At 69.0% G+C, this 25,111-nt stretch carries 21 protein-coding genes; 9 read left to right on the top strand and 12 right to left on the bottom strand.

Translation table 11 applies throughout. From position 1 onward, the window contains the following. Window positions 1–4: 4 nt before the first annotated feature. Both J8I82_RS10170 and grpE read right to left on the bottom strand, forming a co-directional pair. Window positions 5–442: a thioredoxin family protein gene (locus J8I82_RS10170; protein WP_209756917.1), complete on the bottom strand. Its 438-nt coding sequence runs from the start codon at window positions 440–442 to the stop codon at window positions 5–7. An 85-nt stretch (window positions 443–527) separates the two neighbouring features. Next, window positions 528–1,082 carry a nucleotide exchange factor GrpE gene (gene grpE / locus J8I82_RS10165; protein WP_209756916.1) on the bottom strand — a complete coding sequence of 185 codons (555 nt, stop codon included), beginning with the start codon at window positions 1,080–1,082 and terminating at the stop codon, window positions 528–530. On the opposite strand from grpE, the gene J8I82_RS10160 reads away from it, so the two are divergent. Beyond that, window positions 1,081–1,530, top strand: a complete 450-nt coding sequence (locus J8I82_RS10160) for a hypothetical protein (RefSeq protein ID WP_209757357.1) — start codon at window positions 1,081–1,083, stop codon at window positions 1,528–1,530. The genes grpE and J8I82_RS10160 overlap by 2 nt on opposite strands. A gap of 87 nt (window positions 1,531–1,617) precedes the next feature. Here J8I82_RS10160 and J8I82_RS10155 read toward each other — a convergent pair whose 3' ends face one another. From J8I82_RS10155 to hrcA, 3 genes are all read right to left on the bottom strand, one after another. Then, the gene (locus J8I82_RS10155) at window positions 1,618–2,013 is read right to left on the bottom strand and encodes an RNA-binding S4 domain-containing protein (protein ID WP_209756914.1); all 396 of its coding nucleotides are present in this window, start codon (window positions 2,011–2,013) and stop codon (window positions 1,618–1,620) included. Beyond that, a complete protein-coding gene (gene hemH, locus J8I82_RS10150; protein ID WP_209756912.1) occupies window positions 2,010–3,125 on the bottom strand; it encodes a ferrochelatase in 1,116 nt (371 codons plus the stop codon). The genes J8I82_RS10155 and hemH overlap by 4 nt, the downstream gene beginning before the upstream one ends. Before the next feature lie 103 nt (window positions 3,126–3,228). Next, window positions 3,229–4,266, bottom strand: a complete 1,038-nt coding sequence (hrcA, locus tag J8I82_RS10145) for a heat-inducible transcriptional repressor HrcA (protein WP_209756910.1) — start codon at window positions 4,264–4,266, stop codon at window positions 3,229–3,231. 103 nt (window positions 4,267–4,369) lie between these two features. On the opposite strand from hrcA, the gene J8I82_RS10140 reads away from it, so the two are divergent. The 4 genes from J8I82_RS10140 (at window position 4,370) to mprA (ending at window position 9,414) form a co-directional block, all read left to right on the top strand. After that, a complete protein-coding gene (locus J8I82_RS10140; RefSeq protein WP_209756908.1) occupies window positions 4,370–5,287 on the top strand; it encodes an NAD kinase in 918 nt (305 codons plus the stop codon). 78 nt (window positions 5,288–5,365) lie between these two features. Continuing rightward, window positions 5,366–7,114, top strand: a complete 1,749-nt coding sequence (recN, locus tag J8I82_RS10135; protein ID WP_209756906.1) for a DNA repair protein RecN — start codon at window positions 5,366–5,368, stop codon at window positions 7,112–7,114. 78 nt (window positions 7,115–7,192) lie between these two features. Beyond that, window positions 7,193–7,636, top strand: coding sequence for a hypothetical protein (locus J8I82_RS10130; protein WP_209756903.1), 444 nt, complete (start codon window positions 7,193–7,195; stop codon window positions 7,634–7,636). 137 nt (window positions 7,637–7,773) lie between these two features. Continuing rightward, the gene (mprA, locus tag J8I82_RS10125; RefSeq protein ID WP_209756901.1) at window positions 7,774–9,414 is read left to right on the top strand and encodes an MprA protease, GlyGly-CTERM protein-sorting domain-containing form; all 1,641 of its coding nucleotides are present in this window, start codon (window positions 7,774–7,776) and stop codon (window positions 9,412–9,414) included. Window positions 9,415–9,440: 26 nt separating this feature from the next. Here the strand turns inward: mprA and rrtA are convergent, their stop codons facing one another. Together rrtA and glnE are read right to left on the bottom strand one after the other, a co-directional pair. After that, a complete protein-coding gene (gene rrtA / locus J8I82_RS10120; RefSeq protein ID WP_284183052.1) occupies window positions 9,441–10,064 on the bottom strand; it encodes a rhombosortase in 624 nt (207 codons plus the stop codon). 25 nt (window positions 10,065–10,089) lie between these two features. After that, on the bottom strand, window positions 10,090–12,981 hold the full coding sequence (gene glnE, locus J8I82_RS10115; protein ID WP_431831541.1) for a bifunctional [glutamate--ammonia ligase]-adenylyl-L-tyrosine phosphorylase/[glutamate--ammonia-ligase] adenylyltransferase: 2,892 nt from the start codon (window positions 12,979–12,981) through the stop codon (window positions 10,090–10,092). Between the two features lie 297 nt (window positions 12,982–13,278). Between glnE and J8I82_RS10110 the strand changes: the two genes are divergently transcribed. The 3 genes from J8I82_RS10110 (at window position 13,279) to tldD (ending at window position 20,124) form a co-directional block, all read left to right on the top strand. Then, the gene (locus tag J8I82_RS10110) at window positions 13,279–17,673 is read left to right on the top strand and encodes a YhdP family protein (RefSeq protein ID WP_209756898.1); all 4,395 of its coding nucleotides are present in this window, start codon (window positions 13,279–13,281) and stop codon (window positions 17,671–17,673) included. 50 nt (window positions 17,674–17,723) lie between these two features. Further along, window positions 17,724–18,545 carry a carbon-nitrogen hydrolase family protein gene (locus J8I82_RS10105; protein WP_209756896.1) on the top strand — a complete coding sequence of 274 codons (822 nt, stop codon included), beginning with the start codon at window positions 17,724–17,726 and terminating at the stop codon, window positions 18,543–18,545. Window positions 18,546–18,663: 118 nt separating this feature from the next. Further along, entirely contained in the window at window positions 18,664–20,124 is a 1,461-nt protein-coding gene (gene tldD / locus J8I82_RS10100; protein WP_209756894.1) for a metalloprotease TldD, read from the top strand. A gap of 52 nt (window positions 20,125–20,176) precedes the next feature. On the opposite strand, the gene J8I82_RS10095 is transcribed toward tldD, so the two are convergent. Further along, on the bottom strand, window positions 20,177–21,241 hold the full coding sequence (locus J8I82_RS10095; protein WP_209756892.1) for a class I SAM-dependent methyltransferase: 1,065 nt from the start codon (window positions 21,239–21,241) through the stop codon (window positions 20,177–20,179). Window positions 21,242–21,360: 119 nt separating this feature from the next. Continuing rightward, window positions 21,361–21,531 carry a hypothetical protein gene (locus J8I82_RS10090; protein ID WP_209756890.1) on the bottom strand — a complete coding sequence of 57 codons (171 nt, stop codon included), beginning with the start codon at window positions 21,529–21,531 and terminating at the stop codon, window positions 21,361–21,363. Between the two features lie 169 nt (window positions 21,532–21,700). Here J8I82_RS10090 and aroG point away from each other — a divergent pair, with 169 nt between their 5' ends. After that, a complete protein-coding gene (gene aroG, locus J8I82_RS10085; protein ID WP_209756888.1) occupies window positions 21,701–22,780 on the top strand; it encodes a 3-deoxy-7-phosphoheptulonate synthase AroG in 1,080 nt (359 codons plus the stop codon). Between the two features lie 34 nt (window positions 22,781–22,814). Here the strand turns inward: aroG and J8I82_RS10080 are convergent, their stop codons facing one another. The 3 genes from J8I82_RS10080 to J8I82_RS10070 are packed head-to-tail and all read right to left on the bottom strand — an operon-like array spanning window position 22,815 to window position 25,110. Continuing rightward, window positions 22,815–23,348 carry a nitrous oxide reductase accessory protein NosL gene (locus tag J8I82_RS10080; protein ID WP_209756886.1) on the bottom strand — a complete coding sequence of 178 codons (534 nt, stop codon included), beginning with the start codon at window positions 23,346–23,348 and terminating at the stop codon, window positions 22,815–22,817. Next, window positions 23,348–24,187: an ABC transporter permease gene (locus J8I82_RS10075; RefSeq protein ID WP_209756884.1), complete on the bottom strand. Its 840-nt coding sequence runs from the start codon at window positions 24,185–24,187 to the stop codon at window positions 23,348–23,350. Before J8I82_RS10075 ends, J8I82_RS10080 begins: the two co-directional genes overlap by 1 nt. Next, window positions 24,184–25,110 carry an ABC transporter ATP-binding protein gene (locus J8I82_RS10070; RefSeq protein WP_245179606.1) on the bottom strand — a complete coding sequence of 309 codons (927 nt, stop codon included), beginning with the start codon at window positions 25,108–25,110 and terminating at the stop codon, window positions 24,184–24,186. Before J8I82_RS10070 ends, J8I82_RS10075 begins: the two co-directional genes overlap by 4 nt. Window position 25,111 lies beyond the last annotated feature (1 nt).

Raw genomic sequence — 25,111 nt, 5'->3', positions numbered from 1 at the left:
CGGTTCACCCCGCCGGCGGCTTGCCGCCCGCCTTCAGCCTGGCGTTGGCAACCGCGGCGGCAAACTGGCCGTGGCCATGCCAGCCGGTAGCGCGGCCCAGCTTCTTGCCGCTCTGGAAGAACATGAACACCGGGATGCCGTGCAGGCCGAAGCGCTTGCCCAGTGAGGGGTGCTCATAGACGTTGGCATGCAGCCAGTGCAGGCCCAGCGCCCGGATTGGTTCGGGATTGGCGAGCATGGCTTTCTTTGCCATCTCGCAATTGAAGCAATCCACGCCCCAGAAGAACACGCACACCAGCGCATCGCCGCCCCGCGCGATCGCGGCATCGATACTGGCGCCGTCAACCTGGCGCATGCCGAAGGCGTCGAAGGCGCGGTGGTCGAGGTGGGGTGCCGCGGCCTGGTCCGCGGACGGCACGCCGGCCGGCGATTCGCTTGACATGATTGGCTCCCGCAAGGGCAAAAAAAGCAAAACGCCCGGGCCTGAACTGCACCGGGCGCAACGTGTCAGCCGCTAAGTGGTCAGCTTACTTCGGTGCCGCCACCGTCACCAGCGCCGGGCGCAGCACGCGGTCGGCAATGGTATAGCCGCGCTGCAGCACGGTGACGACGGTGTTGGGTTCCTGGTCGGCGGGCACCATCGAAATGGCCTGGTGGCGGTGCGGGTCGAACTTCTCGCCGACCGGGTTCAGTTCCACGATCTTGCCGCGTTCGAACGCGGCGGCCAGCTGGCGCGCGGTCAGTTCGATGCCTTCGCGCAGCTTGGCGATATCGCCGGAACCGTCCGCCAGCGCGGCCTGCAGGCTGTCCATCACCGGCAGCAGGTTGTCGGCGAAGTTCTCGATGGCGAATTTGTGCGCCTTGGTGACGTCTTCCTGCGCCCGGCGGCGGATGTTCTCGCCTTCTGCGACCGCGCGCATGTACAAGTCGTAGTGCTCACGCGCCTTGGCTTCCAGGGCGGCCAGCTGGGCCGCCACCTCCTCCACGGCGGCAGCCTCCGGCGCGGCGCTCTCCTGCGCGGCGGCAGCGCTGGCTTCGTCGTTGGGCGTCGGGGTGGATGGCGTCTGCTTCTGTTCTTCCATGTCGATCCGTATCAATGCATTGGCGCGACCGTCCGTGGGCACGGCCGCGGTGGGTCAATCGGCGTGTTTAGCGGCAATTGGTGGCGTCGCGCCGGATTTCAAGAGTGGCGCCGGCGAGACGCCGGAAACAAGCGGTTACAAAGGCGCGACTTATGCAATTGAGGCCTTATTGCTTTGCTGCACTGCACTCACTAAGATTCACATTAAGAAAAATGACAAAAATGACGAGGGCCTGGAGATGGTTCATTTTTGTGCCGCTTCCGAAAGGTTGGCCATGCATAAGCTGCCAGTCGTGACGCTCTGCCTCGTGGCCGCCCTCGCGGTCATGACCGCCTTTATCTGCCTGTCCGGCGCCTTCGCGCCGCGCGATACCGAGTATGGCAGTGGCAAGGCGGTGTTCAAGCACTACATCGTTCCTATCGTCAGCCAGGAAGTCTCGCAGGAATAGGCGCCCGCGCAACTTTCCGGCACATACGCCTGCACCGCGGCGGCCCCGGCATTGTGCCGGCGCCGCCGCGTGTCATTCCTGCCAGCCTCAGTCCCGGAAGTCATCGATGCGGCGGCGGTCGCGCTTGGTCGGGCGCCCCTGCAACTGGGCGGCGGGCTCCGGCTGCAGCCGGCGGCGCTCGGCCTCGGCCTGCCGGCGTGCCTGGCTGTCGGCACTCTCTTCATACAGCGTTTGCGCCACCGGTGCCGGGCCGCGCGCCGGGGCAATGCCCTTCACCTGCAGTTCCCAGCGCTGCTGGTGCGCTTCGAGTGCGACCTTGTCGCCAGGCCGCACTTCGCGCGAGTTCTTGACCAGCTGACCGTTGACGGTCACCTTGCCCCGCTCCACCGCCTCGGCCGCAAGCGAGCGCGTCTTGAAGAAGCGCGCGCACCATAGCCATTTGTCGATGCGCTGGCGGGCATCCGATTCGAAATCCACGTTCATGCTGCGGCTCCCCGGGTCTGCGCACGCGAGCGGCGCGCTTCAAGTTCATGCGGGTGCGGCGTGTTGAGCGGCCATCCCTGCAGGTGCTGCAGGGCAATCTCCGCCATCGCCGCCACCCACGGCGCCGAGTCGTTCATGCAAGGAATAAAGTGGAACTCCTTGCCGCCCGCGACCTTGAACTCGGTCTGCCCTTCCATCGCGATTTCCTCCAGCGTCTCGATGCAGTCCGCCGGGAAACCCGGGCAGAACACGTCGACCCGGCCGGCGCCAACCTTGCCCAGTTCCGCCAGTGTCGGGGCCGTGTATGGCTGCAGCCACTCCGCCTTGCCGAAACGAGACTGAAACGTCACCTGGTACTGCCCCGGCTGCAAGCCCAGTGCGTCGGCGAGCAGGCGGCCGGTCTTCAGGCACTCGCAGTGATACGGGTCCCCCAGCTCGAGCGTGCGCCGCGGCACGCCGTGGAACGACAGGATCAGCTTGTCGCCGCGCGCAAAATCGGGCATGCCATGCCGTGACCAGTAGGCTCCGACCTGCTGGTGCAGCGCCGAGATATAAGCCGGGTGGTCATGGAAATGTTTGACCAGCCGCAGCTCGGGCTGGTTGCGCCATTGGCCAAGCACGCGGAACACTTCGTCGAACGCGGTCGCGGTAGTGGTGCCGGAATACTGCGGATACATCGGCAGCACCAGTACCTGCTCGCAGCCCTGGCGGCGCAGCGCTTCCATCACCGAGGCGATCGACGGGTTGCCGTAGCGCATGGCGCACGCCACCGTCACCTCATGGCCGTTCTGGTTCAGCAGCCGCTGCAGCGCATGCGCCTGGCGCTCGCTGTAGACCAGCAGCGGCGAGCCGGTCATGTGTGCCTCGCGCAACCAGATCGACTCGTACTTCAGCGCCGACGCGCGCGAACGCAGCGGCAGGATCACGCCATGCAGCAGCGGCAGCCAGGCGGCGCGCGGAATCTCGACCACGCGCGGGTCGGACAGGAATTCCTTCAGGTAGCGCCCCACCGCCCTGGGCGTGGGTGCATCGGGGGTGCCCAGGTTGACCAGCAGGATCGCCGTGCGCGGCGCCTGCCCGTGCTGGTAGACCGGTTCGGGTGAAAACGTCATGTCGCTTCCGGGTTGGCGCGCGGCCGGGAACGCGCCATGGCGGCGCGCCGGCAAAGTCGGCGCTCGGTAGGATTGGGGCAGCTTGTCAGACCGGCCAGCCGCGTCACTGGTTCTGGCTCAGCGCGCTGGACAGCAGCCGCGCGGTGATGTCGACGATCGGGATCACGCGCTCGTATGCCATGCGGGTCGGACCGATCACGCCGAGGGTGCCGACGATCTGTCCGTCGACCTCGTAAGGCGCGGTGATGACCGCCATGTCTTCCAGCGGCACCAGCTGGCTTTCGCCGCCGATGAAGATCTGCACGCCCTGGGCGTGGCTGGAGACGTCGAGCAGCTGCAGCAGGCTGGTCTTGTGCTCGAACACGTCGAACAGCCGGCGCAGCTTGTCCATGCTGGAAGACAGGTCTTCCACTTCCAGCAGCTTGCGCTCGCCGCTGATATAGACGTGGTCGTCTTCCTCGTCGTCGGCCACGCTGCCGGCCTCGACCGCCGCCTGCATCAGCTGCGACATGTCGCGGCGCAGGTCCTGCAGCTCGACGCGCAGGTGGCTGCGCACGGCGTCGAAGCTCATGCCGCCGTAGTGCGAATTGAAGTAGTTGGCCGCCTCGATCAGCTGGGCCGGCGTGTATGACAGCTCGGTCTGGATGATCCGGTTCTGCACATCGCCCTCGGGACTGACGATGATCAGCAGGATGCGCTTGTCGGACAGGCGCATGAATTCGATCTGCCGGAACGCCTGCGCGCGCCGGGGAGTCATCACCACGCCGGCGAAGTGCGACAGGTTGGACAGCGTGCGCGCCGCCGCCGTGATCATGCGCTGCGGCCCCAGCTGCTGGGCGCCGAGCTGGCCCTGGATCTGGCCGGTCAGCTCGGCCAGGTCGGCGTTACGCTCCAGCGGCTTGGCCGTCAGCATGGAATCGACGAAAAGCCGGTACCCGCGCGGCGTCGGGATGCGGCCGGCCGACGTGTGCGGACTGGCGATAAAGCCCATTTCCTCCAGATCGGACATCACATTGCGGATGGTCGCCGGCGACAAGTCCAACCCCGAGTATTTCGACAGGGTGCGGGATCCGACCGGCTGGCCTTCGGCGATGTAGCGCTCGATCAGGGTCTTGAGCAGCGTTTTGGAACGTTCATCCATGATGCCCCGATTTTACGCAAGTTTTAGACCTTCTGGCGCCCCGCCTGGGTTGCGGCGCCCGCGCCTGCTGGCAACGGCAGCGGCGGTATGGTCTAATCCCGCCATGTCCGCCCCCCCGAGAGCCAGCGCCTTGCGCACTTCGTTCAACACCGTCGCCCTGGTGGGCCGCTACTCGACTGCCGGCATCGAAGGACCGCTGGAGGAGATCGCCTCTTATATCCTGCGCAACGGCCAGGATGTGGTGTTCGAGCGCGAAACCGCGCTGGCCACCGGGCTGACCGCCTACCCTGCCCTGTCGGCCGAAGAAATCGGCAAGCAGGCCGACGTGGCGGTGGTGCTGGGCGGCGACGGCACGCTGCTGGGCATTGCCCGGCAGCTGGCCGGCTACGACGTGCCGCTGATCGGGGTCAACCACGGGCGGCTCGGGTTCATGACCGACATCGCGCTGGAAGATGTGCACACGGTGCTGCCCGACATGCTCGACGGCCGCTACGAGGCCGAGAACCGGCTGCTGCTCGAATCCCGCGTAATACGCGACGATAGCGTCATTTTTTCCGCGCTGGCACTGAACGACGTGGTGGTAAACCGCTCGGGCATTTCAGGCATGGTCGAGCTGGCGGTGTCCGTTGACGGTAACTTTATGTACAACCAGCGTTCGGACGGCCTGATCGTATCGACCGCGACCGGCTCGACCGCCTACGCGCTGTCCGCCGGCGGCCCGATCCTGCACCCGACGCTGTCGGGCGTGGTGCTGGTGCCGATCGCGCCGCACGCGCTGTCGAACCGCCCGATCGTGCTGCCGCACGATGCCGAAGTCACCATCGAGGTCGCCAGCGCGCGCGACGCCAGCGTCAATTTCGACATGCAGTCGCTGACCTCGCTGCTGCCCGGCGACCGTATCGTGGTGCGGCGCTCGGAGAAGAGCATCAACCTGCTGCACCCGGTGGGCTACAACTACTACGCCACGCTGCGCAAGAAGCTGCACTGGCACGAATACCCGTCCGAAGACAACCGCCTCTGAGCCGCCCCCAGAGCCCGAGCTAGCCATCCCGATCCGACGCCAGCCCGACCTCCCGGACCGACCTCACTTTCCGCCACGATGCTGCGCAGCCTGTCCATCCGCGATTTCGTCATCGTCGACACGCTCGACCTGGATTTCACCCCTGGCTTCACCGTCTTTACCGGCGAGACCGGCGCCGGCAAGTCGATCCTGATCGACGCCCTGGCGCTGGTGCTGGGCGAGCGGGCCGATGCCGGCATCGTGCGCGAAGGCGCCCCACGCGCCAGCATCAGCGCCACCTTCTCGACCCACCCGGCACTCGACGCCTGGCTGGCCGAGCGCGAGCTCAACGCCGAAGACGAAGATGGCGCCGGCTCGGTGCTGCTGCGGCGCACGGTCGATGCCGGCGGCCGCAGCAAGGCCTTTATCAACGGCGCCGCGGCCACGCTGGCGCAGTTGCGCGAAGTGGGGGACCAGCTGGTCGACATCCACGGGCAGCACGCGCATCAGCTGCTGCTGCGCCCGGATGCGCAGCGCCTGCTGTTCGACGCCCACGCCGGGCTGACCCAGCAGGCCGGCGCGGTAGCCGAGGCCTGGCGCGCGTGGCGCGCCTGCGTGCGCCAGCGCGAGGCGGTCGAGCACCAGTCGCGCGAGATGCAGCTCGAGCGCGAGCGGCTGGAGTGGCAGGTAGGCGAGCTCGACAAGCTCAATCCGCAGCCGGGCGAATGGGAAGAGATCCAGGCCGAGTACAACCGCCTGTCGCACGCCGCCGGCCTGATCGACGGCAGCCGCGCGGCGCTTGACGCGCTGTCCGAGGCCGACGGCTCGGTGCTGTCGGCGCTGAACACGATCGTGCACCGGCTGCAGCAGCTGGCCGACGTCGACCCGGCGCTGCGCGACGTGCTGGCCGCGCTCGAGCCGGCCCAGGTGCAGGCCGAGGAAGCCGCGCATTCGCTGACCCGCTACGTCGACCGGCTCGAGCTCGATCCCGAACGGCTGCAGGCCGTCGAGGAACGCATGCAGGCGCTGCACGCCACCGCGCGCAAGTACCGCCTGCCTCCGGAGCAGCTGCCCGAGGAGCTGCTGACGCGCCGCCAGCAGCTCGACGACCTGCAGGCCGCGCAGGACCTGAACAAGGTGATGGCGCGCGAAGCCGCCGCCAAGGCCGCCTACCTGACGCTGGCGCAACACCTCAGCCATGCGCGCAAGCAAGCGGCGCAGGCGCTGTCGGCGGCGGTCACCGACGCCATGCAGGGCCTGTCGATGGCGGGCGGCAGCTTCGTCGCCGCGCTGAACACGCTGGAAGAAGGCCAGAGCTACGGCATGGAGCAGGTCGAGTTCCTGGTGGCCGGCCATGCCGGCGTCAGCGCGCGGCCGCTGGCGCGGGTTGCGTCCGGCGGCGAGCTGGCGCGCATCAGCCTGGCGATCTCGGTGATCACCAGCGAGGCCTCGCCCACGCCGACGCTGATCTTCGACGAAGTCGACACCGGCATCGGCGGCGCAGTCGCCGAAGTCGTCGGCCGACGGCTGCAGGAACTGGGCCGCGCGCGCCAGGTGCTGTGCGTGACCCACTTGCCGCAGGTCGCCGCGCAGGCCGGCACGCACCTGCTGGTCAGCAAGGAAACCACCGATGGCGGTGATGGCTCGGTCACGCGCTCGCGCATCCGCGTGCTCGACCCGGCCGGGCGCGTGGTCGAGACTGCGCGCATGCTGGGGGGCGCCACCGTCACCGCGACCACGTTGCAGCATGCCGAAGAGATGCTGGCGCAAGGCGCCGACGCCCAGGCCGGCGCCGCGCTGCGCGGCACGGCCAAGGAAAGCCGGCGCGGCCGCCGCGCGGCCGGCTGACGCCCCGGCATTGCCCCCGCATCGTCCTCACAGCGCTCGCATCGGCGTACCCGACCCAACTTTCACAGGAGCCCCACCATGACCCGCAACGCGCCGCCGGCAGGCCGCCGCCACCGCCCCTTGCGCGCCGTCCTGGCCTTGGCCACCGCGGCCACCGCCGCACTGCTGGCACTGTCTGGCTGCAAGGCCCAGTCGGGGCCTTACGCGCCACCGCCCGGCAGCATTACCGACGACCGCGCGGTGGGCGACATCATGGTCAAGTTCAAGCCGCCCGCGGTCGAAATGTCGGAGGATGCCGGCAAGCTGCTGGCCGAGATCAAGGGCCCGATCCGCTATGTGGTCAAGCGCCCCATGTCGGGCGGGGTCTGGCTGGTGACGGCGATCTCCAAGTCGGCGGATGCCACCATCGACCAGGCGGTTGATACGCTGCGCGCCACCCCACGTATCGAGACCGCCGAGCCGGACCGGCTGATCCAGCCGAACCGCACCATGCCGACCAGCCGGGATATGCCCAAGAGCTGAGTTTGCCCGCTGAGTCCGTTGCGGAAGCGGCGGGTTCTAAGCCTTCGGTACCCCTTGCGCATCTGGCGCGGATCGTATTCCCTACATAGGATCCCCCTGCGCGCCCGAGGGCGTCCGGGGTGCCTCTGGAGGAATACATGCTGCATCCCGCGCAGTCCGTCTTCCGTCACTGCTTCGCGTTGCGCCACTGGCGGGCAGCCCTGATCACCATCGCTGCGCTTTGTGGCGCGGCACCCATCGCCGCAGGCGCCGCGCCGTCCTCGACTTCAGCCGCAGCCCCGGCCTACACCGGCCAGATCATCGTGCGCTGGCGCGATGGCACCACCTCCACCGTGACCAGCAAGGAGCCGGCCGCGTCGGCGGCGTCAGCAGCGAGCCCGCTGCAGCAACTGCGCGAGCGCACCGGCATCGCCGCCACGCTGCGCCGGCCCATGGGCGGGAACATGGACCTGCTGCAGGTGCCGGACGAACTCGCTGCCGACCCGGAAGCCGCCGCCGCCCGCCTGCGCCAGGACCCGCGCGTGGCCGACGCCGTGCCGGACCGCTGGCTGCGGCTGCACGATACCGTGCCCAATGACCCGGAGTTCCGTGCCAACCAGCCATACCTGCTGGGCACCGGCACCACGGTCGGCGGCGTCAACCTGCCGCGCGCCTGGGACCGAACGCGCGGCAGCGGCGGCATCGTGATCGCGGTGGTCGATACCGGCGTGCTGCAACACCCCGACCTGGCCGCCCGGCTGCTGCAGGGCTATGACTTCATCAGCAGCGCCGCCGTCTCCAACGATGGCGACGATGGACGCGACGGCGATTCTACCGACCCCGGCGACAATGTCCCGTCCGGCTTCACCTGCCCGGGCAGTTCCTCGCCGACCACCGAAGCCACGGCCAACAGCTGGCACGGCACGCGCGTGGCCAGCGTGCTGGGCGCGGTCACCAACAACGGCGAAGGCATTGCCGGCGTCGACTGGAGCGCGAGAGTCCTGCCGGTGCGGGTGTCGGGACGCTGCGGCGCGCTGCTGTCCGATACGGTCGACGGCATGCGCTGGGCGGGCGGCCTGTCGGTGCCGAATGTGCCGGCCAATCCAAACCCGGCGCGGGTGGTCAATATCAGCCTTGGTGGCGGCACCTGCAGCAGTATCGAGCAGCAGGCGGTCAACGACCTGAACGCGCGCGGCGTGGTGGTGGTGGCGGCAGCGGGCAACAACCGCAGCGCGGTCGAAGCGCCGGCCGATTGCCGCGGTGTGATCGCGGTCACGGCCCACGCCAACGACGGCGAGAACGCCACCTATGCCAATGTCGGGCCGCAGGTGGCGATCAGCGCGCCGGGCGGCGGCTGCGGCAACTCACGCGTACAGAACGGGGCGTGCACCACCACGCCGTCGGTGATCCGCACGTTGAGCAACAACGGCGGCACATCGATCGGCGACTACACGGTGTCGTCGTCACAGGGCACCAGCTTCGCGGCGCCGATGGTGTCGGGCGTGGTCGCGATGATGTTTGCGCTGAACGGGTCGCTGTCGCCGGCGCAAGTAACCGCGGCGCTGAAGTCCTCGGCGCGGCCGCATCCATCCGGCACCTTCTGCACCACCAATCAAGGCGTGTGCGGCGCCGGCCTGCTGGATGCCGACAACGCGCTGGCCGCGGCGGTGTCGGCCCCGCCGGCGGCCGCCGCGCCGGCACCGTCCGGCGGTGGCGGTGGCGGCGCGGTGCCACGCTGGCTCGCGCTCGCGTTGGCCGGGACCGGCCTGCTCGGCTTCGCGCTGCGTCGGCGCGCATGACGCTTGCCCTGCCGCGCGGATGCGGCTCAGTCGCCGGCGCTGCGCAGCGGCCGCCGCGCCAGCCACCACTCCTGCACCACCCAGCACAGCAGCCCGGCCACCGCGCCGGCTGCGTGCGCGGCGCGCACCACGCCGAAACCCCATGACGGATCGAAGACAACCGGCGCCAGCCACGACTGCTCCAGCCACACCTTGGCCAGCACGCCCAGGCACAGCAGCACGCCGAGCACGCGCGACAACCCGGGCGCGCGCAAGAGGCCGAGCCCGCCCCACAGAGCCAGCCCGTGCAAGGCGCCGGACAAGCCGCCATACCAGCCAACCGATGGCACGCGTAGCAGCGCCGCCTGTACGGCAACCCCGCAAGCCAGCAGCACCAGCAGCGTGGCGCGCGCCCGCGCCGTGCGCCCGGCCAGCGCCATCAGGCCGGCGGCCGCCAGTGCGTTGGCCAGCCAGTGCATCGCGCCCAGGTGCACCCACATGGCGGTGGCCAGCCGCCACCACTGGCCGTCGAGCCGCACCGCATCGCGCAGGTAGAGGCCGTGCGCGTGCCACCACGGCAGGAAGGTGAAACAGGCGGACAGCGCCCAGACCAGCGCGATCGCCGCCAGCAGCCCCGGCCATGAGGTACCGGCGGGACGGCCCGGGGCCACCGCGGCCGGCGTGGCTGTCGTAGCCTCAGCCTTCACCAAACACGGCCTGCCACAGCGTGCGCACCTGCGCCGTCTGCGCGGCGACCGATTCCGCCGCCACGCGCGCGTGCGCCTGGCCGTCGAGCCGCAACTGGTGCTGGCGCGCGCGGAACAGCCGGTAGGCGCCGCCCACCGCCACGGCCAGCGCGGCATCGATCAGCCCGAGTGCGCCGGCTTCGCGCAGCAGCGCAATATTGCCCGCGTTGCGCGTCAGCTGCGGATGCGCGCGGCTGTGCAGCAGCACCAGGTACTGCACCGTGAATTCGATGTCGACCATGCCGCCGCGGTCGTGCTTGAGGTCAAACAGGCTGGTCGGATTGGGATGGCCTTCGGCCACCTTGCGACGCATCTGCACGATCTCGTCGCGCAGCACCGCGGCATCGCGCTCCTGGCACAGCACCTCGTCGCGCAGCGCCTCGAAGCGCTCGCCGATGGCCGCATCGCCGGCACAGAAGCGCGCGCGCGTCAGGGCCTGGTGTTCCCAAACCCATGCGGTGTTGTCGCCCTCGCGCAGCTGGTAGCGGCGGAAGGCGTCGAAGCTGGTGACCAGCAGGCCGGCCGCGCCGTTGGGGCGCAACCGCGTATCGACGTCGAACAGCGCACCGGCCGCGGTATGGCTGGTGAGCCAGGTGATCAGCCGGCGCGCGAAGGCGGCGTAGACATCGGGCGCGCGCTCGTGCTCGTCGTCATACAGGAAGATGATATCGAGGTCCGAGGCATAGCCCAGCTCCTTGCCGCCGAGCCGGCCGTAGGCGATCACCGCGAAGCGCGGCGTGTCGCGATGGCGCGTGGCGAGCTGGCGCCACACCGTCTGCAGCGTGGCATCGAGCATGGCGTCGGCCAGGTCCGACAGCCGGTCGGCCACCTGCTCCACCGTCAGCATGCCGTGCAGGTCCTGCAGCAGTACGCGGAAGGTCTCGGCATGGTGCTCGCGGCGCAGGATGTCCATCTGGTGCTCGACCTGCCCTTCGGCGGCCAGCAGCCGCTCGTGCAGGCGCTTGCGGAACGCGGCCCAGTCGGGCGCGCCGGCCAGCGCATCGCTGTCGAGCAGTTCGTCGAGCAGCTGCGGGTGGCGCGTCAGGTAGGACGCGGCCCAGCGCGAGGCATGCAGCGTCTGCGCGACGCGGTCCATCGCCTGCGGGTACTCGGACAGCAGCGACAGGTAGGAGGCGCGCCGGCTGATGGCCTCGAGGAAGTCGATAAAGCGCGCGATGGTGCTGTCGGCGTCGTCCTGGCGCGCGGCCAGGTCGAGCGCGCGGTTCACCAGCTGGTCGAAACGGGCGCGGCTGGACTCTGACAGCGCGCGGTAGCGCAGCGACGACGCGATCGCGCGCAGCCGGTCGAGCAGGCCAGTGCAGTCGGTGAAGCCGGCCGCCTGCAAGCGCCGGCACGGCGTGGCGTCGTCGCCGCACCTACCCTGCTCGCCCTGTGCCTGCGCGGCGGCGTCCTCCTGCGGGTTGTCCTGCGCGCGCGCGGCATTGTCGTCGAGCACGATGTCGGGCCACAGCGCTTCGCACGGCGCGGCGTCGGGATCGGAGAAGGTGGCCTCGAACTGCTGCGCCACCGGCTCCTGCAGCGCCGCCAGCCGCGCCAGCAGCTCGCTCCAGCTGGCGCAGCCCATCATCCGCGCCACCGCCAGCTGCTCGTCTTCCGAGGTCGGCAGGTGATGGGTCTGGGCGTCGTCGCGGTACTGCAGGCGGTGCTCCAGCTGGCGCAGGAAGCGGTAGGCGTCGCCCAGCTGTCCGGCCTGGCCGGAAGGCAGCAGGCCGCGCTCGACCGCCACCCCCAGCACTTCCAGCGTGGGCCGCACACGCAGCGCGGGATCCTGGCCGCCGCGGATCAGCTGGAACACCTGCGCCATGAATTCGATCTCGCGGATACCGCCGCGGCCGAGCTTGATATTGAAGGAGCGCTGGTTGACACCATGGCCCGCCAGCCCGCCGCTGCGCTTGGCGGCCTCGCTGCGGATCTGCGCATGCAGCGAGCGGATCGCCGCGATCACGCCGTAGTCCAGGTAGCGGCGGAACACGAACGGCGTGGTCAGGCGCGCCAGCAGGCCGGCGGTGCGCTGCGCGTGCGGCGTGTCGAGCGCCGACACCACGCGGCCCTTGATCCAGGCGTAGCGCTCCCATTCGCGCCCCTGCACCACCAGGTATTCCTCCAGCATGCCGAGGCTGCACGCCAGCGGACCGGCGTCGCCATTGGGCCGCAGCCGCATGTCGACGCGGAACACGTAGCCGTCGGCGGTCACCTCGGCAAGCAGGTTGATCAGGCGGCGCCCGAGGCGGATGAAATACTCATGGTTGGACAGGCTGCGCGTGCCGCCCTGCGTGTCGCCGTCTTCGTCATACAGGAAGATCAGGTCGATGTCGGACGAGACGTTGAGCTCGCGCCCGCCGAGCTTGCCCATGCCGACCACCACCAGCTCCTGCACCTCGCCGCTTTGCTCCCCGACCGGGCGGCCAAAGGTAGCGGCGAGATCGGCGCCGAGCACCGCCAGGCCATGCTGGATCGTCAGTTCGGCCAGGTCGGTCATGGCGCCGGTGATTTCGCCCAGCGCCGCCAGGCCGCGCAGGTCACGCTCGATCACCGCGCACATGACCTCGGCGCGCAGCCGGCGCAACGTGCGCTTGGTGGCTTCCTCGGCATCGGCCGAGGGTTCGTGCAGCGCCTGCAGCCGCGCCTCCATCCACGCGCGCGTGAGCGGCTGTCCGGCGGCCGCCGCGATCACTGCGGGCAGTTCGGGACGTGCCTGCAGCACCCGGCGCGCGTAATGCGAATACGCTGCCGAGTACAATACGTGGCCGCCGCAGACGGCCGCCGGCAGACCCGGCGGCAATGCCTGCGCCGCAGTGACGGCAAAGGCGCCGGCGGTCATGGTTCCGACGCCCTCGGCGGCAGCAAGCGCCGCCGCCGGATCCGCCAGATCAGCGGGTGCCGGGGTGGCGCCCGCGCCATGTTGGTCGGAGGGATCGCCAGCGGCGGAACTCGTCGGGTCAGAGACAGTCATTCCAGTAATTTGAAATGCGAGAAAAGGTGCGGCCGGTACCGGCGGCAGATCAGGCGTGCCCGGACAATGTTGCCCCGATTCACGCTGCGCGCGGTGCGCGCATTCTTGTTGTAGCCGGCCGGGCACCAGATTGGAGAGCGGCTAGTATTGTCGGATAATCTGCGCATGTCCAGCCGCGCTCCACAACCCGCTGACGGTTCTCCCCCCAATGGCGGCGCGGGGGGGCATGTGGCCGCCGTTACGCTGCCGGCTCCGGCCAACGATACCGCCAAGAGCCCCCAAGACAGCTCAGCTGACAACACCGCCAACAACGCCGCGAACCACCCCGCTTCGCCACCACCCGCTCATTCCTTGGCCGCTCCAGGTATCGATTCTCCTGCGCTGACGCGCCCTGCGCGCCTGCGTGGCCTCGCCGGCGCCGGCGCACGCGCGCTCGTTGGCATGGTGCGCCACCCGTTCTGGCGCGGCCTGGGTCGCGCGCTGCTACGGCTGGCGCTGGTGCTCGGCGTGCTGGCGCTGGTGGCAGGCCTGCTGATCCGATTCGTGCTATGGCCGCAGGCATCGGCCGCGCGTGAATGGCTGGAGGAACGCGGCACGCTCGCGCTGTCGGCACAGGTCAGCATCGGCGCACTCGATACCTACTGGGATGGCTGGCACCCCGCCTTCCGCGCCCGCGACCTGCGCGCCGTGGACGATGGCAAGCGCGTGCTGCTGTCGACCGCCACGCTCGATGGCAAGCTGTCGTGGCGCTCGCTGTTCAGCATGGGCCTGCAGTTTGTCAGCCTGGGCGCCACCGGCACAGACATCCTGGTGCGCCGCACGCCCGATGGCAAGCTGCTGGTCGGCGGCATGCCGGTCGATGCCACCGGCGGCCAGGAAGAGGACGACCGCTTCCTGGGCTGGCTGATGTCGCAGGGCCGCGTGTCGCTGTCCGACGGCAGGCTGCGCTGGCTCGACGAAAAGGCCGGCCTGCCGCAGCTCGATATCGGTGAAATCCTCCTTGACACCCGCCGCGACGGCACGCGCCATACCGTGACGCTGGAAGCGCGCTCGCCGGCGCTGGGCCCGCGCCCGCTGGTGGTCAAGTCCGCCTTCACCAACGATTACCTGCACAGCGCCGGCAACTGGCGCTACTGGAGCGGCCAGGCAAGCTGGAACGTGGCCCAGCTGGAATTGCCGGTGCTGCAGCGCTACCTGGCCATGTTCGAGGGCGTGGCGAGCGGCACCTTCAGCACCGACGGCAGCATTGAATTCCGCCAGGGCCGCATCGTGCGCAGCCAGACCCGGCTGCGCGCCAGCGGCGTCGACCTGCAGCTGGCCGGCGCCGCCGCGCCGCTGCGGCTGGCCAATGCGCAGGCCTTCCTGCTGCACCGGACCGAACGCGACGGCAGCAACCTGCTCACCGTCGACACGCTGCTGTGGCAGCCGCAGCCTGCCAACGGCCAGGCGGCACCCGCCGACGCCAGCCGGCGCGAAGGCATGCGCAAGGTCGAACTCGGCTGGGCTTATGCGAAGGACGGAAACCTGCGCAAGTTCACGCTGAAGGCACCTACGCTGGACCTGAACACCGTGCGCGCGCTGGCCAGCTCGATGCCGCTGGAGACCGCGGTGCTGCGCCAGCTGCGCGCGCTGCAGCCGGCCGGCCACATCGACAACCTCAACGTCAGCTGGAGCCGCGAGCGCGCCGGCATGCTCGACCGCAGCGGCGGCAAGCCACACTACGGCGTGCAGGGCACGCTGCGCGACGTCTCGGTCAACGGCCAGCCGGCGGTGCCGGCCCTGGATGCCAAAGGCCGTCCGCGCCTGGGCACGCCCGGTTTCTCGCGCCTGTCGGGCACGTTCTCGTTCGACGACCAGCAAGGCAATGCGCGCTTCGAAGGCAATGGCGCGTCGCTGGTGATGCCCGGGCTGTTCGAGGAGGCGCGCGTGCCGTTCGACCAGATCGGCGGCGATGTACGCTGGCACCACGCCGGCGGCAAGCTGGTGGTGACGCTGGACGGCATCCGCTTTGCCAACGCGGATGCCGCGGGCTCGGTGCGCGGCAGCTGGCGCGCCGGCGGGGACGGCACCTCCGGCATCGCCGATTTGAGCGGCGAGATGACCCGCGCCCAGGTCGCGCGCGTGCCCCGCTACCTGCCGCTGACCATCCCGGCGGGCACGCGGCACTACCTGGCGGGCGCGCTGATGAGTGGCGACGCGGCGGGCGTCAGCTTCCTGCTTAAGGGCGACCTGGAGCATTTCCCGTTCCACGCGCCGTTCGAAAAGGCGGGCGAATTCCGCGTCGACGTGCCGATCGAGCGCGTCAGCTACCAGATAGCGCCGCACGAGACTGGCGCGGGAGGCGTGCCGCTGTGGCCGGTGTTCACCGACATCGCCGGACAGGTCACGTTCGACCGTGGCGGCATGGCCTTCCTGGCACGGCGCGCCACGGTGCACGACATCCCGGGCGTGGTGCTGCAGGACGTCAGCGGCCGCATCGACGACCTCAGCGAACATGGCCGTCTCGCCATCGACGGCGGCGCCAGCGGGCCGGTGCAGGGCTTCCTGCGCTATATCGCCGCTTCGCCGGTGCGCGAATGGACCGCGCACGTGGCCGACGCGGCGCGCGCGCATGGCAACGGCGAGCTCAGGCTCAAGCTCGACATGCCGCTGGAGCACGCCAGCGCGGCCAAGGTGGAGGGCCGTTTCCGCTTCCCCGGCAACGACGTGGTGCTCAGCCCGCAACTGCCGGCATTCGGCAATGCCAGCGGGGACATCACATTCAACGAGCACGGGTTCGGGCTGGAGAACCTGCGCGCGCGCTTCCTGGGCGGCGAAGTGAAGCTCGGCGGCGGCACCCAGCCGGAAGGGGGCACCCGCGTCACCGCGAGCGGAACCGTCTCCGCCGCGGGCCTGCGCGAGGCCGCGGCAGGCTCGGCACTGGCCCCGCTGGCGGCCAGGCTGGAAGGCAGCACCGGCTACAACACCGTGATCGCGGTGCGCGAACGCGAGCTGCAGGTGCAGTTGAATTCCTCGCTCAACGGCATGGCGATCGGATTGCCGGCACCGCTGGCCAAGACGGCGCCGCATGACCTGCCGCTGCGCGTCGAACTGCGCCCCGCGCCCGGCCGCGCCGGCGTCGACGAACTGGCGCTGCAGCTGGGCAACGCCCTCAACGCACGCTACCTGGTGCGCCGCGACCAGAACGGCGGCAACGGCATCGAAGTCGTCGCCGGCGGCATCGGCGTGCAGCAGGCGGCGCCGGCGCCGACGGCCGGCGTCAGCGCCGCGGCGACCTTCGACCGGCTCGACATCGACGCCTGGCGCGCGGCCTTCGCCGGACCGGCGAGCTCCACCGGCGATGGCACGCGCCCCTCGCCCTTCCTGCCGGGGCGCATTGCGCTGCGCGCCGGCACGCTCCATGGCATGGGCCGCACGCTCGACGACGTGGCGCTAGACGCCACGCGCGAGGGCGACGGCTGGAACGCCAGGATCGAATCGCGCCAGATCGCGGGCGCCGTGCAATGGCAGCCGGCCGCCTCCGGTGCCGGTGCCGGTGCCGGTGCGGGTGCGGGTGCGGGTGCCGGTCCCAACGCCACGGGCGCGCTGCAACTGCGCCTGTCGCGCCTGAGCGTGCCCGATGCCAGCGACGAGCGCAACGTGGTCGACGCGCTCGCCAGCAGCATCGACGAACTACCCGCCATTGACCTGGTCGCCGAGCAGTTCATGCTGCGCGGCCACGACTTCGGCAAGCTGGAGGTCAAGGCGCATACCGGCACCAGCGGCACCGCCCCGGTCTGGACCCTGGACAAGCTGAAGATCGAACAGCCCGATGCCACGCTGACCGGCCACGGCAGCTGGCGCGTGCCGCGCCGCCTGCGCGCCGAAGGCAATGCCGAGCGCCGCACCCTGCTGTCGTTCGTCATCGACATCGGCGACGCCGGCGCCACGCTGAACCGGCTGGGGCTGCCGCACACGCTGCGCGACGGCAAGGGCAAGCTGGAAGGCCGCGTGGCATGGCGCGGCTCGCCGCTGTCGATCGACTACCCGACGTTGTCCGGCAAGCTGTCGCTCGACCTGGAGAACGGCCAGATCCTGAGCGTCGAACCGGGCGCGGCGCGGCTGCTGGGCGTGCTCAGCCTGCAGGGCCTGCTGCGCTTTGCCACGCTGGACTTCCGCAGCCTGTCGGGCCGCGGCCTGCTGTTCGACCGCATTTCCGGCGCCGGCACGATCGAGAACGGCGTCGGCACCATCCAGGATTTCGAACTCAAGAGCCCGCAGATCATCGCCAGCATGAGCGGCACCGCCAACCTGCTGCGCGAGACCCAGGACCTGCGCGTAGACGTGGTGCCGCGCATCAATGCCACCTCGACCTCGGTGGCGGCCGCCTTTATCAACCCGGTGCTGGGCATCGGCACGCTCGCCGCGCAGTTGCTGTTTGCCGACGAATTCTCCAAGGTGTTCACCCAGCACTACAGCATCACAGGCAGTTGGGCCAACCCGCAGATCGGCAAAGTGGAGGAGAATAAAGCGCAAGGCCCCCGCTTCCAGAACCGCGCCGAGCCCGCGCTGCCACGCTGAAGCCGCTGCCGTCCGAGAGAGATAAAGAGCCCAAGAGGAAACCAACGCCCATGACTGCCCCCGCCCCATTCCGCGTGGCCGCCGTGCAGACCGTTACCGGCACTTCACTCGATGCCAACCTGGCGCGCGCCGAGGCGCTGATCGCCGAGGCCGCCGCCGGCGGCGCGCAGCTGGTGCTGCTGCCCGAGTACTTCTGCATGATGGGCCGCTCCGAAGCGGACAAGGTGGCCGTGCGCGAGCACGACGGCGACGGCCCGGTGCAGCAGTTCCTGGCCAACGCCGCACGCCGCCACGGCATCTGGCTGGTAGGCGGCACGCTGCCGATGTGGTGCGACGACCCCGCGCGCGTGTACAACACCTCGCTCGCCTTCGACCCGCGCGGCGAGCGCGTGGCGCGCTACGACAAGATCCACCTGTTCGGCTTCACGCGCGGCGCTGAAAGCTATGACGAATCGCGCACCATCCTGGCCGGCCGCACCCCGGTCAGCTTCGATGCGCCCTGCGGCCGCGTGGCCATGTCGGTGTGCTACGACCTGCGCTTTCCCGAGCTATACCGCGGCCTGGCGGCCGGCGCAGGCACCAGCCTGATCCTGATGCCGGCCGCCTTCACCTACACCACCGGCCAGGCGCACTGGGAAATCCTGCTGCGCGCCCGCGCCATCGAAAACCAGTGCTATGTGCTGGCCGCCGCACAGGGCGGCAAGCACGAGAACGGACGCCGCACCTGGGGCCATTCGATGCTGGTCGACCCGTGGGGCGAAGTGCTGGCGATGCTGCCCGAAGGCGAAGGCGTGGTGGCCGGCAGCATAGACCCGGCGCGGCTGGAAGAAGTCAGGCAAAACCTGCCGGCACTGCGTCACCGGGTGCTGTAGCATGTACGCAACCGCGGGGCCGCCGCATGCGGTTGCATGCGGCGGCCCCACCAGGCATTTCACGCTACCGGCAAGATCCATGGCTGGCCGGGGCGGCAAACAGAAGAAAGGACATCTCATGAACGCCGGCGATCTCGGAATCCGCAACCTGGCCACCGCGCAGCAACTGCTGCTGGCGCCATACGGCCTGGACGAGGCCAAGCTGCAGCGCGTGCTGGCCGATATCTTCACGCACAAGGTCGACTATGCCGACCTGTACTTCCAGTACACGCGCAATGAGGCGTGGAGCCTGGAAGAAGGCATCGTCAAGTCGGGCAGCTTCAGCATCGACCAGGGCGTGGGCGTGCGCGCCGTGTCGGGCGACAAGACTGCCTTCGCCTATTCGGACGACATCAGCCTGGCCGCGCTGTCGCAGGCGGCAGCCGCCACCCGCACCATCGGCCGCGCCGGCAACGGCCGCGTCAAGGTGGCGGGCGAACTGGCCTCGCACGCCGGCCGCAACCTGTACGCGCCCAACGACCCGCTCGATTCGATGGCCGCCGCCGAAAAGGTGGCGCTGCTCGAGCGCATCGAACGCATGGCGCGCGCCAAGGACCCGCGCGTGGTGCAGGTGATGGCCGGCCTGGCCGGCGAGTACGACGTGGTGCTGGTGGCGCGCAGCGACGGCGTGATCGCCGCCGACGTGCGCCCGCTGGTGCGCGTGTCGGTGACGGTGATCGCCGAACAGGGCGGGCGCCGCGAGATCGGCTCGTCGGGGGGCGGCGGCCGCTATGCCTACGGTTATTTCACCGACGACCTGCTGCAGAAGTACGTGGACGAGGCCGTGTTGTCGGCGCTGGTCAACCTGGACGCCCGCCCCGCCCCGGCCGGCGCGATGACCGTCGTGCTGGGCCCGGGCTGGCCCGGCGTGCTGCTGCACGAGGCCGTCGGCCATGGCCTGGAGGGCGACTTCAACCGCAAGGGCTCGTCGGCCTTCGCCGGCCGCATGGGCGAGCGCGTCGCGGCCAGGGGCGTGACCGTGGTCGATGACGGCACGCTGGCCAACCGCCGCGGCTCGCTCAACCTGGACGACGAAGGCAACCCGACCCAGTGCACCACGCTGATCGAGGACGGCATCCTGCGCGGCTATATCCAGGACACGCTCAACGCGCGCCTGATGAAGATGCCGGTCACCGGCAACGCGCGCCGCGAAAGCTATGCCGCGCTGCCGATGCCGCGCATGACCAACACCTACATGCTCAACGGCGACAAGGACCCGCAGGAGATCATCGCCAGCGTCAAGCGCGGCCTGTATGCGGTCAATTTCGGCGGCGGCCAGGTGGATATCACCAACGGCAAGTTCGTGTTCTCGGCGAGCGAGGCATACATGATCGAGGATGGCAAGATCACGTACCCGGTCAAGGGCGCGACGCTGGTCGGCAACGGCCCCGAATCGCTGAAGGACGTCACCATGATCGGCAACGACATGCGCCTGGATTCCGGCGTTGGCGTCTGCGGCAAGGAAGGCCAGAGCGTGCCGGTAGGCGTGGGCCAGCCGACGCTGCGGATCGAAAACATGACGGTGGGCGGCACGGCCTGACGCTGCATCGCCCCAATGAAACGGGACCCGCGGGTCCCGTTTTTCATGGTGCCTACGGTCCGAGCGGCCGCGCTTCGTACACCAGATTGAACGGCGTCTGCGCCGCCCTCCGGAACCTGCCGAAGCCTGCCTGTTCGGCCACCCCGCGCATGCGCGCCTCGCCTGCCTGCGCCCCGAGGCATAGCCCCACCTCCTGCGAGCGCGACGCCGGCGTGCAGATGAATGTGGAAGCGGAATAGAACACGCGCCCGACGGGATTGAGGTTGTCTTCCAGCTTGTCGTTGGCAAACGGCTCGACAATCATCCATGCGCCGTCCGGCCGCAGCGTCTCGCGCACGTGCCGCGCCGCGCCCACCGGGTCGCCCATGTCGTGCAGGCAGTCGAACACCGCCACCAGGTCGTAGTCCCTGCCGGCGTAGTCCTTGGCGCTGGCGACTTCGAAGCGCACGCGGTCGCCCACGCCCGCGCGCCGCGCGGCCTCGGTGGCATGGCGTACCGACGGCTCGTGGTAATCGAAGCCGACAAAGCGCGAGGCCGGATAGGCCTGCGCCATGATGATGGTCGACGCGCCATGGCCGCAACCCACATCAGCCACGCTGGCGCCGCGCTTGAGCCGCGCCTCGATGCCATCGAGCGCGGGGATCCACTCCGAGACCAGATGCGCGGCATAGCCCGGCCGGAAAAAGCGTTCGGTGCCGTGGAACAGCGCCGGGTCATGTTCATGCCAGCCCAGCCCGCGCCCGTTGCGGAAGATGTCGATCATTTTCGGGATGGCGCGGAACTGCGCCACCGCAATCTGGAACGCGCCGGGAATGAACGCCGGACTGCCCTCTTGCGCCAGCGCGAAGGCCTGTTCTTCGTTCAGGCTGAATTCCGCGCTGTCGGGATCGTAGTCGACGTAGCCGCTGGCGGCCTGGGCCGACAGCCATTCGCGCAGGTAGCGCACGTCGGTATGAGTCTTCTGCGCCAGCACGTCGGCGGTCATCGGCTTTTCCGCCATGGCCTTGTACAGGCCCAGTTCATCGCCGACCACCACGGTGGCAGCGTGCATCACCGCGCCGATATCGTGGACGAACTTCTCCATGAAGGCGTTCAGCCTCGCCTCGTCGACGCTCATGATGCACCTCCCCGTGCGCTCCCTCCCGTTCAATATAGGCTGCAGCCCTTGCCGATACAGCAGGAAATGGCGCACGGCGACACGCTCTCGCGCGGCGTTGCGGACACTTGCCAACCCTGTCAAAAGGCGCTATAAAGATGCTTCGTCGCGCCGCAGGCAACCAAAGCGCCGCGAAATTTTACCGTGCGGCGCGCAATTTCCTGCCTTTCTGCCACGCAGTGCAGCACAAATCCAGCGCCCATCGACAAAATCGAATCAAGCTGACCCCAGCCAACGTCCTTTTCCGCCATGTCCGCTAAGTTTTACTTTTACTTCTTTAGCGATCTCACACCGCTGGCGGATAGGGAGGGACGGCTGTAAGCGCCCCGAATACAAAAGAAACCGCCAGCGACCCTGGCGGTTTTTTTATACCTGTTTGTTTCCCACTCTCACGACCTCACAAGAAATCCCGGAGCCATCATGCTGAAGAACACCGACGACCTGCGCATTCGCGAACTCAAGGAGCTGCTGCCGCCGGCGCACCTGATCCGCGAATTTGGCTGCTCAGAAGCGGCTTCGGACGTGATCTACGGCGCGCGCCAGGCCATGCACCGCATCCTGCACGGCATGGATGACCGGCTCATCGTCATCATCGGCCCGTGCTCGATCCACGATACCCGGGCCGCGCTGGAATACGCCAAGCTGCTCAAGGTGCAGCGCGACCGCTTCGCCAACGAGCTGGAAGTGGTGATGCGCGTCTACTTCGAGAAGCCGCGCACCACGGTGGGCTGGAAGGGCCTGATCAACGACCCGCACATGGACGGCAGCTTCAAGATCAACGACGGCCTGCGCACCGCGCGCGAGCTGCTGCTGAACATCAGCGAGATGGGTGTGCCGACCGGCACCGAATACCTCGACATGATCAGCCCGCAATACATCGCCGACCTGGTCAGCTGGGGCGCGATCGGCGCGCGCACCACCGAGTCGCAGGTGCACCGCGAACTGGCCTCGGGACTGTCGTGCCCGGTGGGCTTCAAGAACGGCACCGACGGCAACGTCAAGATCGCGGTGGACGCAATCAAGGCCGCGTCGCAGCCGCACCATTTCCTGTCGGTAACCAAGGGCGGCCATTCGGCGATCGTGTCGACCTCGGGCAACGAGGACTGCCACGTCATCCTGCGCGGCGGCAAGGCGCCCAACTACGACGCCGCCAGCGTGCAGGAAGCCTGCGACGCCATCTCCAAGGCCGGGCTGGCCTCGCGCCTGATGATCGATGCCTCGCATGCCAACAGCAGCAAGAAGCATGAGAACCAGATCCCGGTGTGCGAAGACATCGGCCGCCAGATCGCCGACGGCGACCAGCGCATCATCGGCGTGATGGTCGAATCGCACCTGGTGGCAGGCCGCCAGGACCACGTGCAGGGCACGCCGGTGGAGAACCTGACCTATGGCCAGTCGGTCACCGATGCGTGCATCGGCTGGGATGAATCGGTCAAGGTGCTGGAAGGCCTGGCGGAATCGGTGCGCCAGCGCCGCCTGGTGCCGGGCAGCGGCAACTGAGCCATCAAACGCGTGCGCCTTGCATGACTACCGGCTACATCCGGCTGTCATGCATGGCGCCGCCGCTGAGGTCCGCCAGTTCGGGCGTCACCTCGGCGTAGCGCAGCAGCTTGCCGCCATGGCGGGCGATAAAGGCGCTGGCATCGCTTTCGGCGCGGAAGCTCGCCAGCGTCGGCCCCATCGATCCGTGGCGCCCACTGCCGGCGACATACACGCCGGTGGTGGCATCGAACCAGTGGCCGCGCGGCCGTTCCCAGTCAGCCCGCGCCATGTCCTGCACGAACACCGCGCGCACCGGCCTGACCTGCTCGGGCCGCAGCAGTGCGTGGAACAGTTCCACTGTGTCGCAAAACCACTGCGGGCGCGCCTCGCCGGCATAGAAGATCTGCGCCTTGGGGCCTGGATAGTCGGCCAGCAGCATGCCATCCAGCACGCAGGCGGTGGCAGACTCGATTTCCTGCGGCTGCGCGGCGCCTTCCGGCTTCTTGCCGCAGGCGGCAACAAAGACCGTGGCACCGGCCATGGCAAGCATCAGGTGGCGGCGACGCAAAGAAGATGGGGAACACATCAGCGGAATCTCCTGGCAGCCAGAACCAGCGGCACGGCAATCCACGCCAGCAGCGCCGCACCGGTGGGCCAGGGGCTGGCCAGCGCCGGCGGCACGATGCTGGCAACACCGCCGGCGCTGCGCAACTGGTCGAGTGAAAAGGCATTGACGATGCGGAACAGGTCCGCGGGATTCAGCAGCAGCAGCCACGCGATCCAATCGGTACCGGACCCGCTGGCGCCGGCCTCCCCCGCGCCAGCAACCAGCAGCCCGAGCAGCAGCAAGTCGAACACCAGCACGAAAAAGAACCACAGGCCGATCGCCAGGCCCGATGCCTGCGCGCGGTCGCGCGACAGCACCGACAGCCACAACGCCAGGCTCAGGAACGCCAGGCCCAGCAGCCCGGCGCTGGCGACAAAGCCGAGGTAGTGGTACAGGCCGGGCCAGCCGAACTGGCGCGCCAGCAGCAATGCCATCAGCGCAAAGCCGCCGGCGGTGGCAAGCAGCAGTGCTGCGGCCAGCCCGAGGTACTTGCCCAGCAGCATCTCGCCGCGCGTCAGCGGCAACGACAGCAGCAGGTCCAGCGAGCCGCGCTCGCGCTCGCCCACCACGGCATCGAAGCCGAGCAGCAGCGCGATCATGGGCACCAGGTAGATCACCAGGCTCACCAGGCTGGTGATGACGAACTCCAGCGAACGCGGTCCGAGCACACCCTGCTCGGCCCCGCCGAAATAGCCGATCGCCACCGACAGCGCGGTGAAGACGACCGCCACGGCCAGCACCCAGCGGTTGCGCATGCGGTCGCGGAATTCCTTGGCGGCGATTGCTGCCACCTGTCCTGCATCGATGCGCGCGCTCATGCTTGCCCCCGCATGCCGAGGAACAGGTCTTCGAGCGAGGGCTCGCGGATCTGCAGGTCACGCAGGCGGCCAGCAAGCGGCTGCAATGCGGCGAGCACAGGCATCTTGGCAGCAACGGGACAGCGCACGGTCAGTTCATCCGGTGCCCCCTCCACCACTTCGATCATGGCTTCCACCTGCGTCCGCAGCAGATGCAGGGCGTCCTGGCGCGCACGCGGTTCGAGACGCAACAGCAGCGTCAGCGGCAGCGCCGCCTGCGCGCGCAGCGCCTCCAGGCTGCCGGTGGCCTGCAAGCGGCCGCCGGCAAGAATGGCGAAGCGGTCGATGCGCTGCTGCAGTTCGGCCAGGATGTGCGAGGTAATGACGATGGTTACGCCGCGCTCGCGCAGCGCGTTGAGCATCCGGTAGAAGTCGCGGATTGCCGCCGGGTCCAGCCCGTTGGTCGGCTCGTCGAGGAACAGCACGCGCGGCGCGCCGAGCAGCGCCTGCGCAAACCCGAGTCGCTGGCGCATGCCTTTCGAGTACTCGCGCACCGGACGCTTGGCGGCGGCGGACAGGCCGACCCGGTCGAGCATCGGTGCACAGGCATCCGCCTGCACGCCCTTCAGGCGCGCAAGGAAGCGCAGCGTTTCCAGCCCGCTCAGGTTGTCATAGAGCACCAGATGCTCGGGCAGGTAGCCGATCCCGCGCCGCGCCGCGCGAAATGCGCGGCTGCCTACGTCGGCACCCGCGACGCGCAAGGTGCCATGTGTCGGCGGCAACAGCCCCAGCATCATCCTGAACAGCGTGCTCTTGCCCGCGCCGTTGTGCCCGATCAGCCCGAGCAGTTCGCCCTGCCCCACATTAAGACTGACATCATCGACGGCGCGCAGCGAGCCGAAGTGCCGGCTGACGCCGGTCAGCACAATGGCATCCGTGGCCATC

The organism is Cupriavidus consociatus, assembly GCF_017814975.1.
In the GTDB taxonomy this organism is placed as follows: domain Bacteria; phylum Pseudomonadota; class Gammaproteobacteria; order Burkholderiales; family Burkholderiaceae; genus Cupriavidus; species Cupriavidus consociatus.
Note: the sequence above shows the minus strand (reverse complement) of the source record. Positions and strands in the feature narration are given on the sequence as shown.

Bases quoted from the DNA above. Each gene is read 5' to 3' on its own strand.
- J8I82_RS10080 (WP_209756886.1), bottom strand. From the start codon at position 23,348: ATGTGTTCCCCATCTTCTTTGCGTCGCCGCCACCTGATGCTTGCCATG.
- J8I82_RS10075 (WP_209756884.1), bottom strand. From the start codon at position 24,187: ATGAGCGCGCGCATCGATGCAGGACAGGTGGCAGCAATCGCCGCCAAG.
- J8I82_RS10070 (WP_245179606.1), bottom strand. From the start codon at position 25,110: ATGGCCACGGATGCCATTGTGCTGACCGGCGTCAGCCGGCACTTCGGC.
- glnE (WP_431831541.1), bottom strand. From the start codon at position 12,981: ATGACCGCCGGCGCCTTTGCCGTCACTGCGGCGCAGGCATTGCCGCCG.
- hemH (WP_209756912.1), bottom strand. From the start codon at position 3,125: ATGACGTTTTCACCCGAACCGGTCTACCAGCACGGGCAGGCGCCGCGC.
- mprA (WP_209756901.1), top strand. From the start codon at position 7,774: ATGCTGCATCCCGCGCAGTCCGTCTTCCGTCACTGCTTCGCGTTGCGC.
- J8I82_RS10130 (WP_209756903.1), top strand. From the start codon at position 7,193: ATGACCCGCAACGCGCCGCCGGCAGGCCGCCGCCACCGCCCCTTGCGC.
- J8I82_RS10090 (WP_209756890.1), bottom strand. From the start codon at position 21,531: ATGGCGGAAAAGGACGTTGGCTGGGGTCAGCTTGATTCGATTTTGTCG.
- recN (WP_209756906.1), top strand. From the start codon at position 5,366: ATGCTGCGCAGCCTGTCCATCCGCGATTTCGTCATCGTCGACACGCTC.
- hrcA (WP_209756910.1), bottom strand. From the start codon at position 4,266: ATGGATGAACGTTCCAAAACGCTGCTCAAGACCCTGATCGAGCGCTAC.
- tldD (WP_209756894.1), top strand. From the start codon at position 18,664: ATGAACGCCGGCGATCTCGGAATCCGCAACCTGGCCACCGCGCAGCAA.
- aroG (WP_209756888.1), top strand. From the start codon at position 21,701: ATGCTGAAGAACACCGACGACCTGCGCATTCGCGAACTCAAGGAGCTG.
- J8I82_RS10170 (WP_209756917.1), bottom strand. From the start codon at position 442: ATGTCAAGCGAATCGCCGGCCGGCGTGCCGTCCGCGGACCAGGCCGCG.
- J8I82_RS10105 (WP_209756896.1), top strand. From the start codon at position 17,724: ATGACTGCCCCCGCCCCATTCCGCGTGGCCGCCGTGCAGACCGTTACC.
- J8I82_RS10140 (WP_209756908.1), top strand. From the start codon at position 4,370: ATGTCCGCCCCCCCGAGAGCCAGCGCCTTGCGCACTTCGTTCAACACC.
- J8I82_RS10160 (WP_209757357.1), top strand. From the start codon at position 1,081: ATGTCGATCCGTATCAATGCATTGGCGCGACCGTCCGTGGGCACGGCC.
- J8I82_RS10095 (WP_209756892.1), bottom strand. From the start codon at position 21,241: ATGAGCGTCGACGAGGCGAGGCTGAACGCCTTCATGGAGAAGTTCGTC.
- J8I82_RS10155 (WP_209756914.1), bottom strand. From the start codon at position 2,013: ATGAACGTGGATTTCGAATCGGATGCCCGCCAGCGCATCGACAAATGG.
- grpE (WP_209756916.1), bottom strand. From the start codon at position 1,082: ATGGAAGAACAGAAGCAGACGCCATCCACCCCGACGCCCAACGACGAA.
- J8I82_RS10110 (WP_209756898.1), top strand. From the start codon at position 13,279: ATGTCCAGCCGCGCTCCACAACCCGCTGACGGTTCTCCCCCCAATGGC.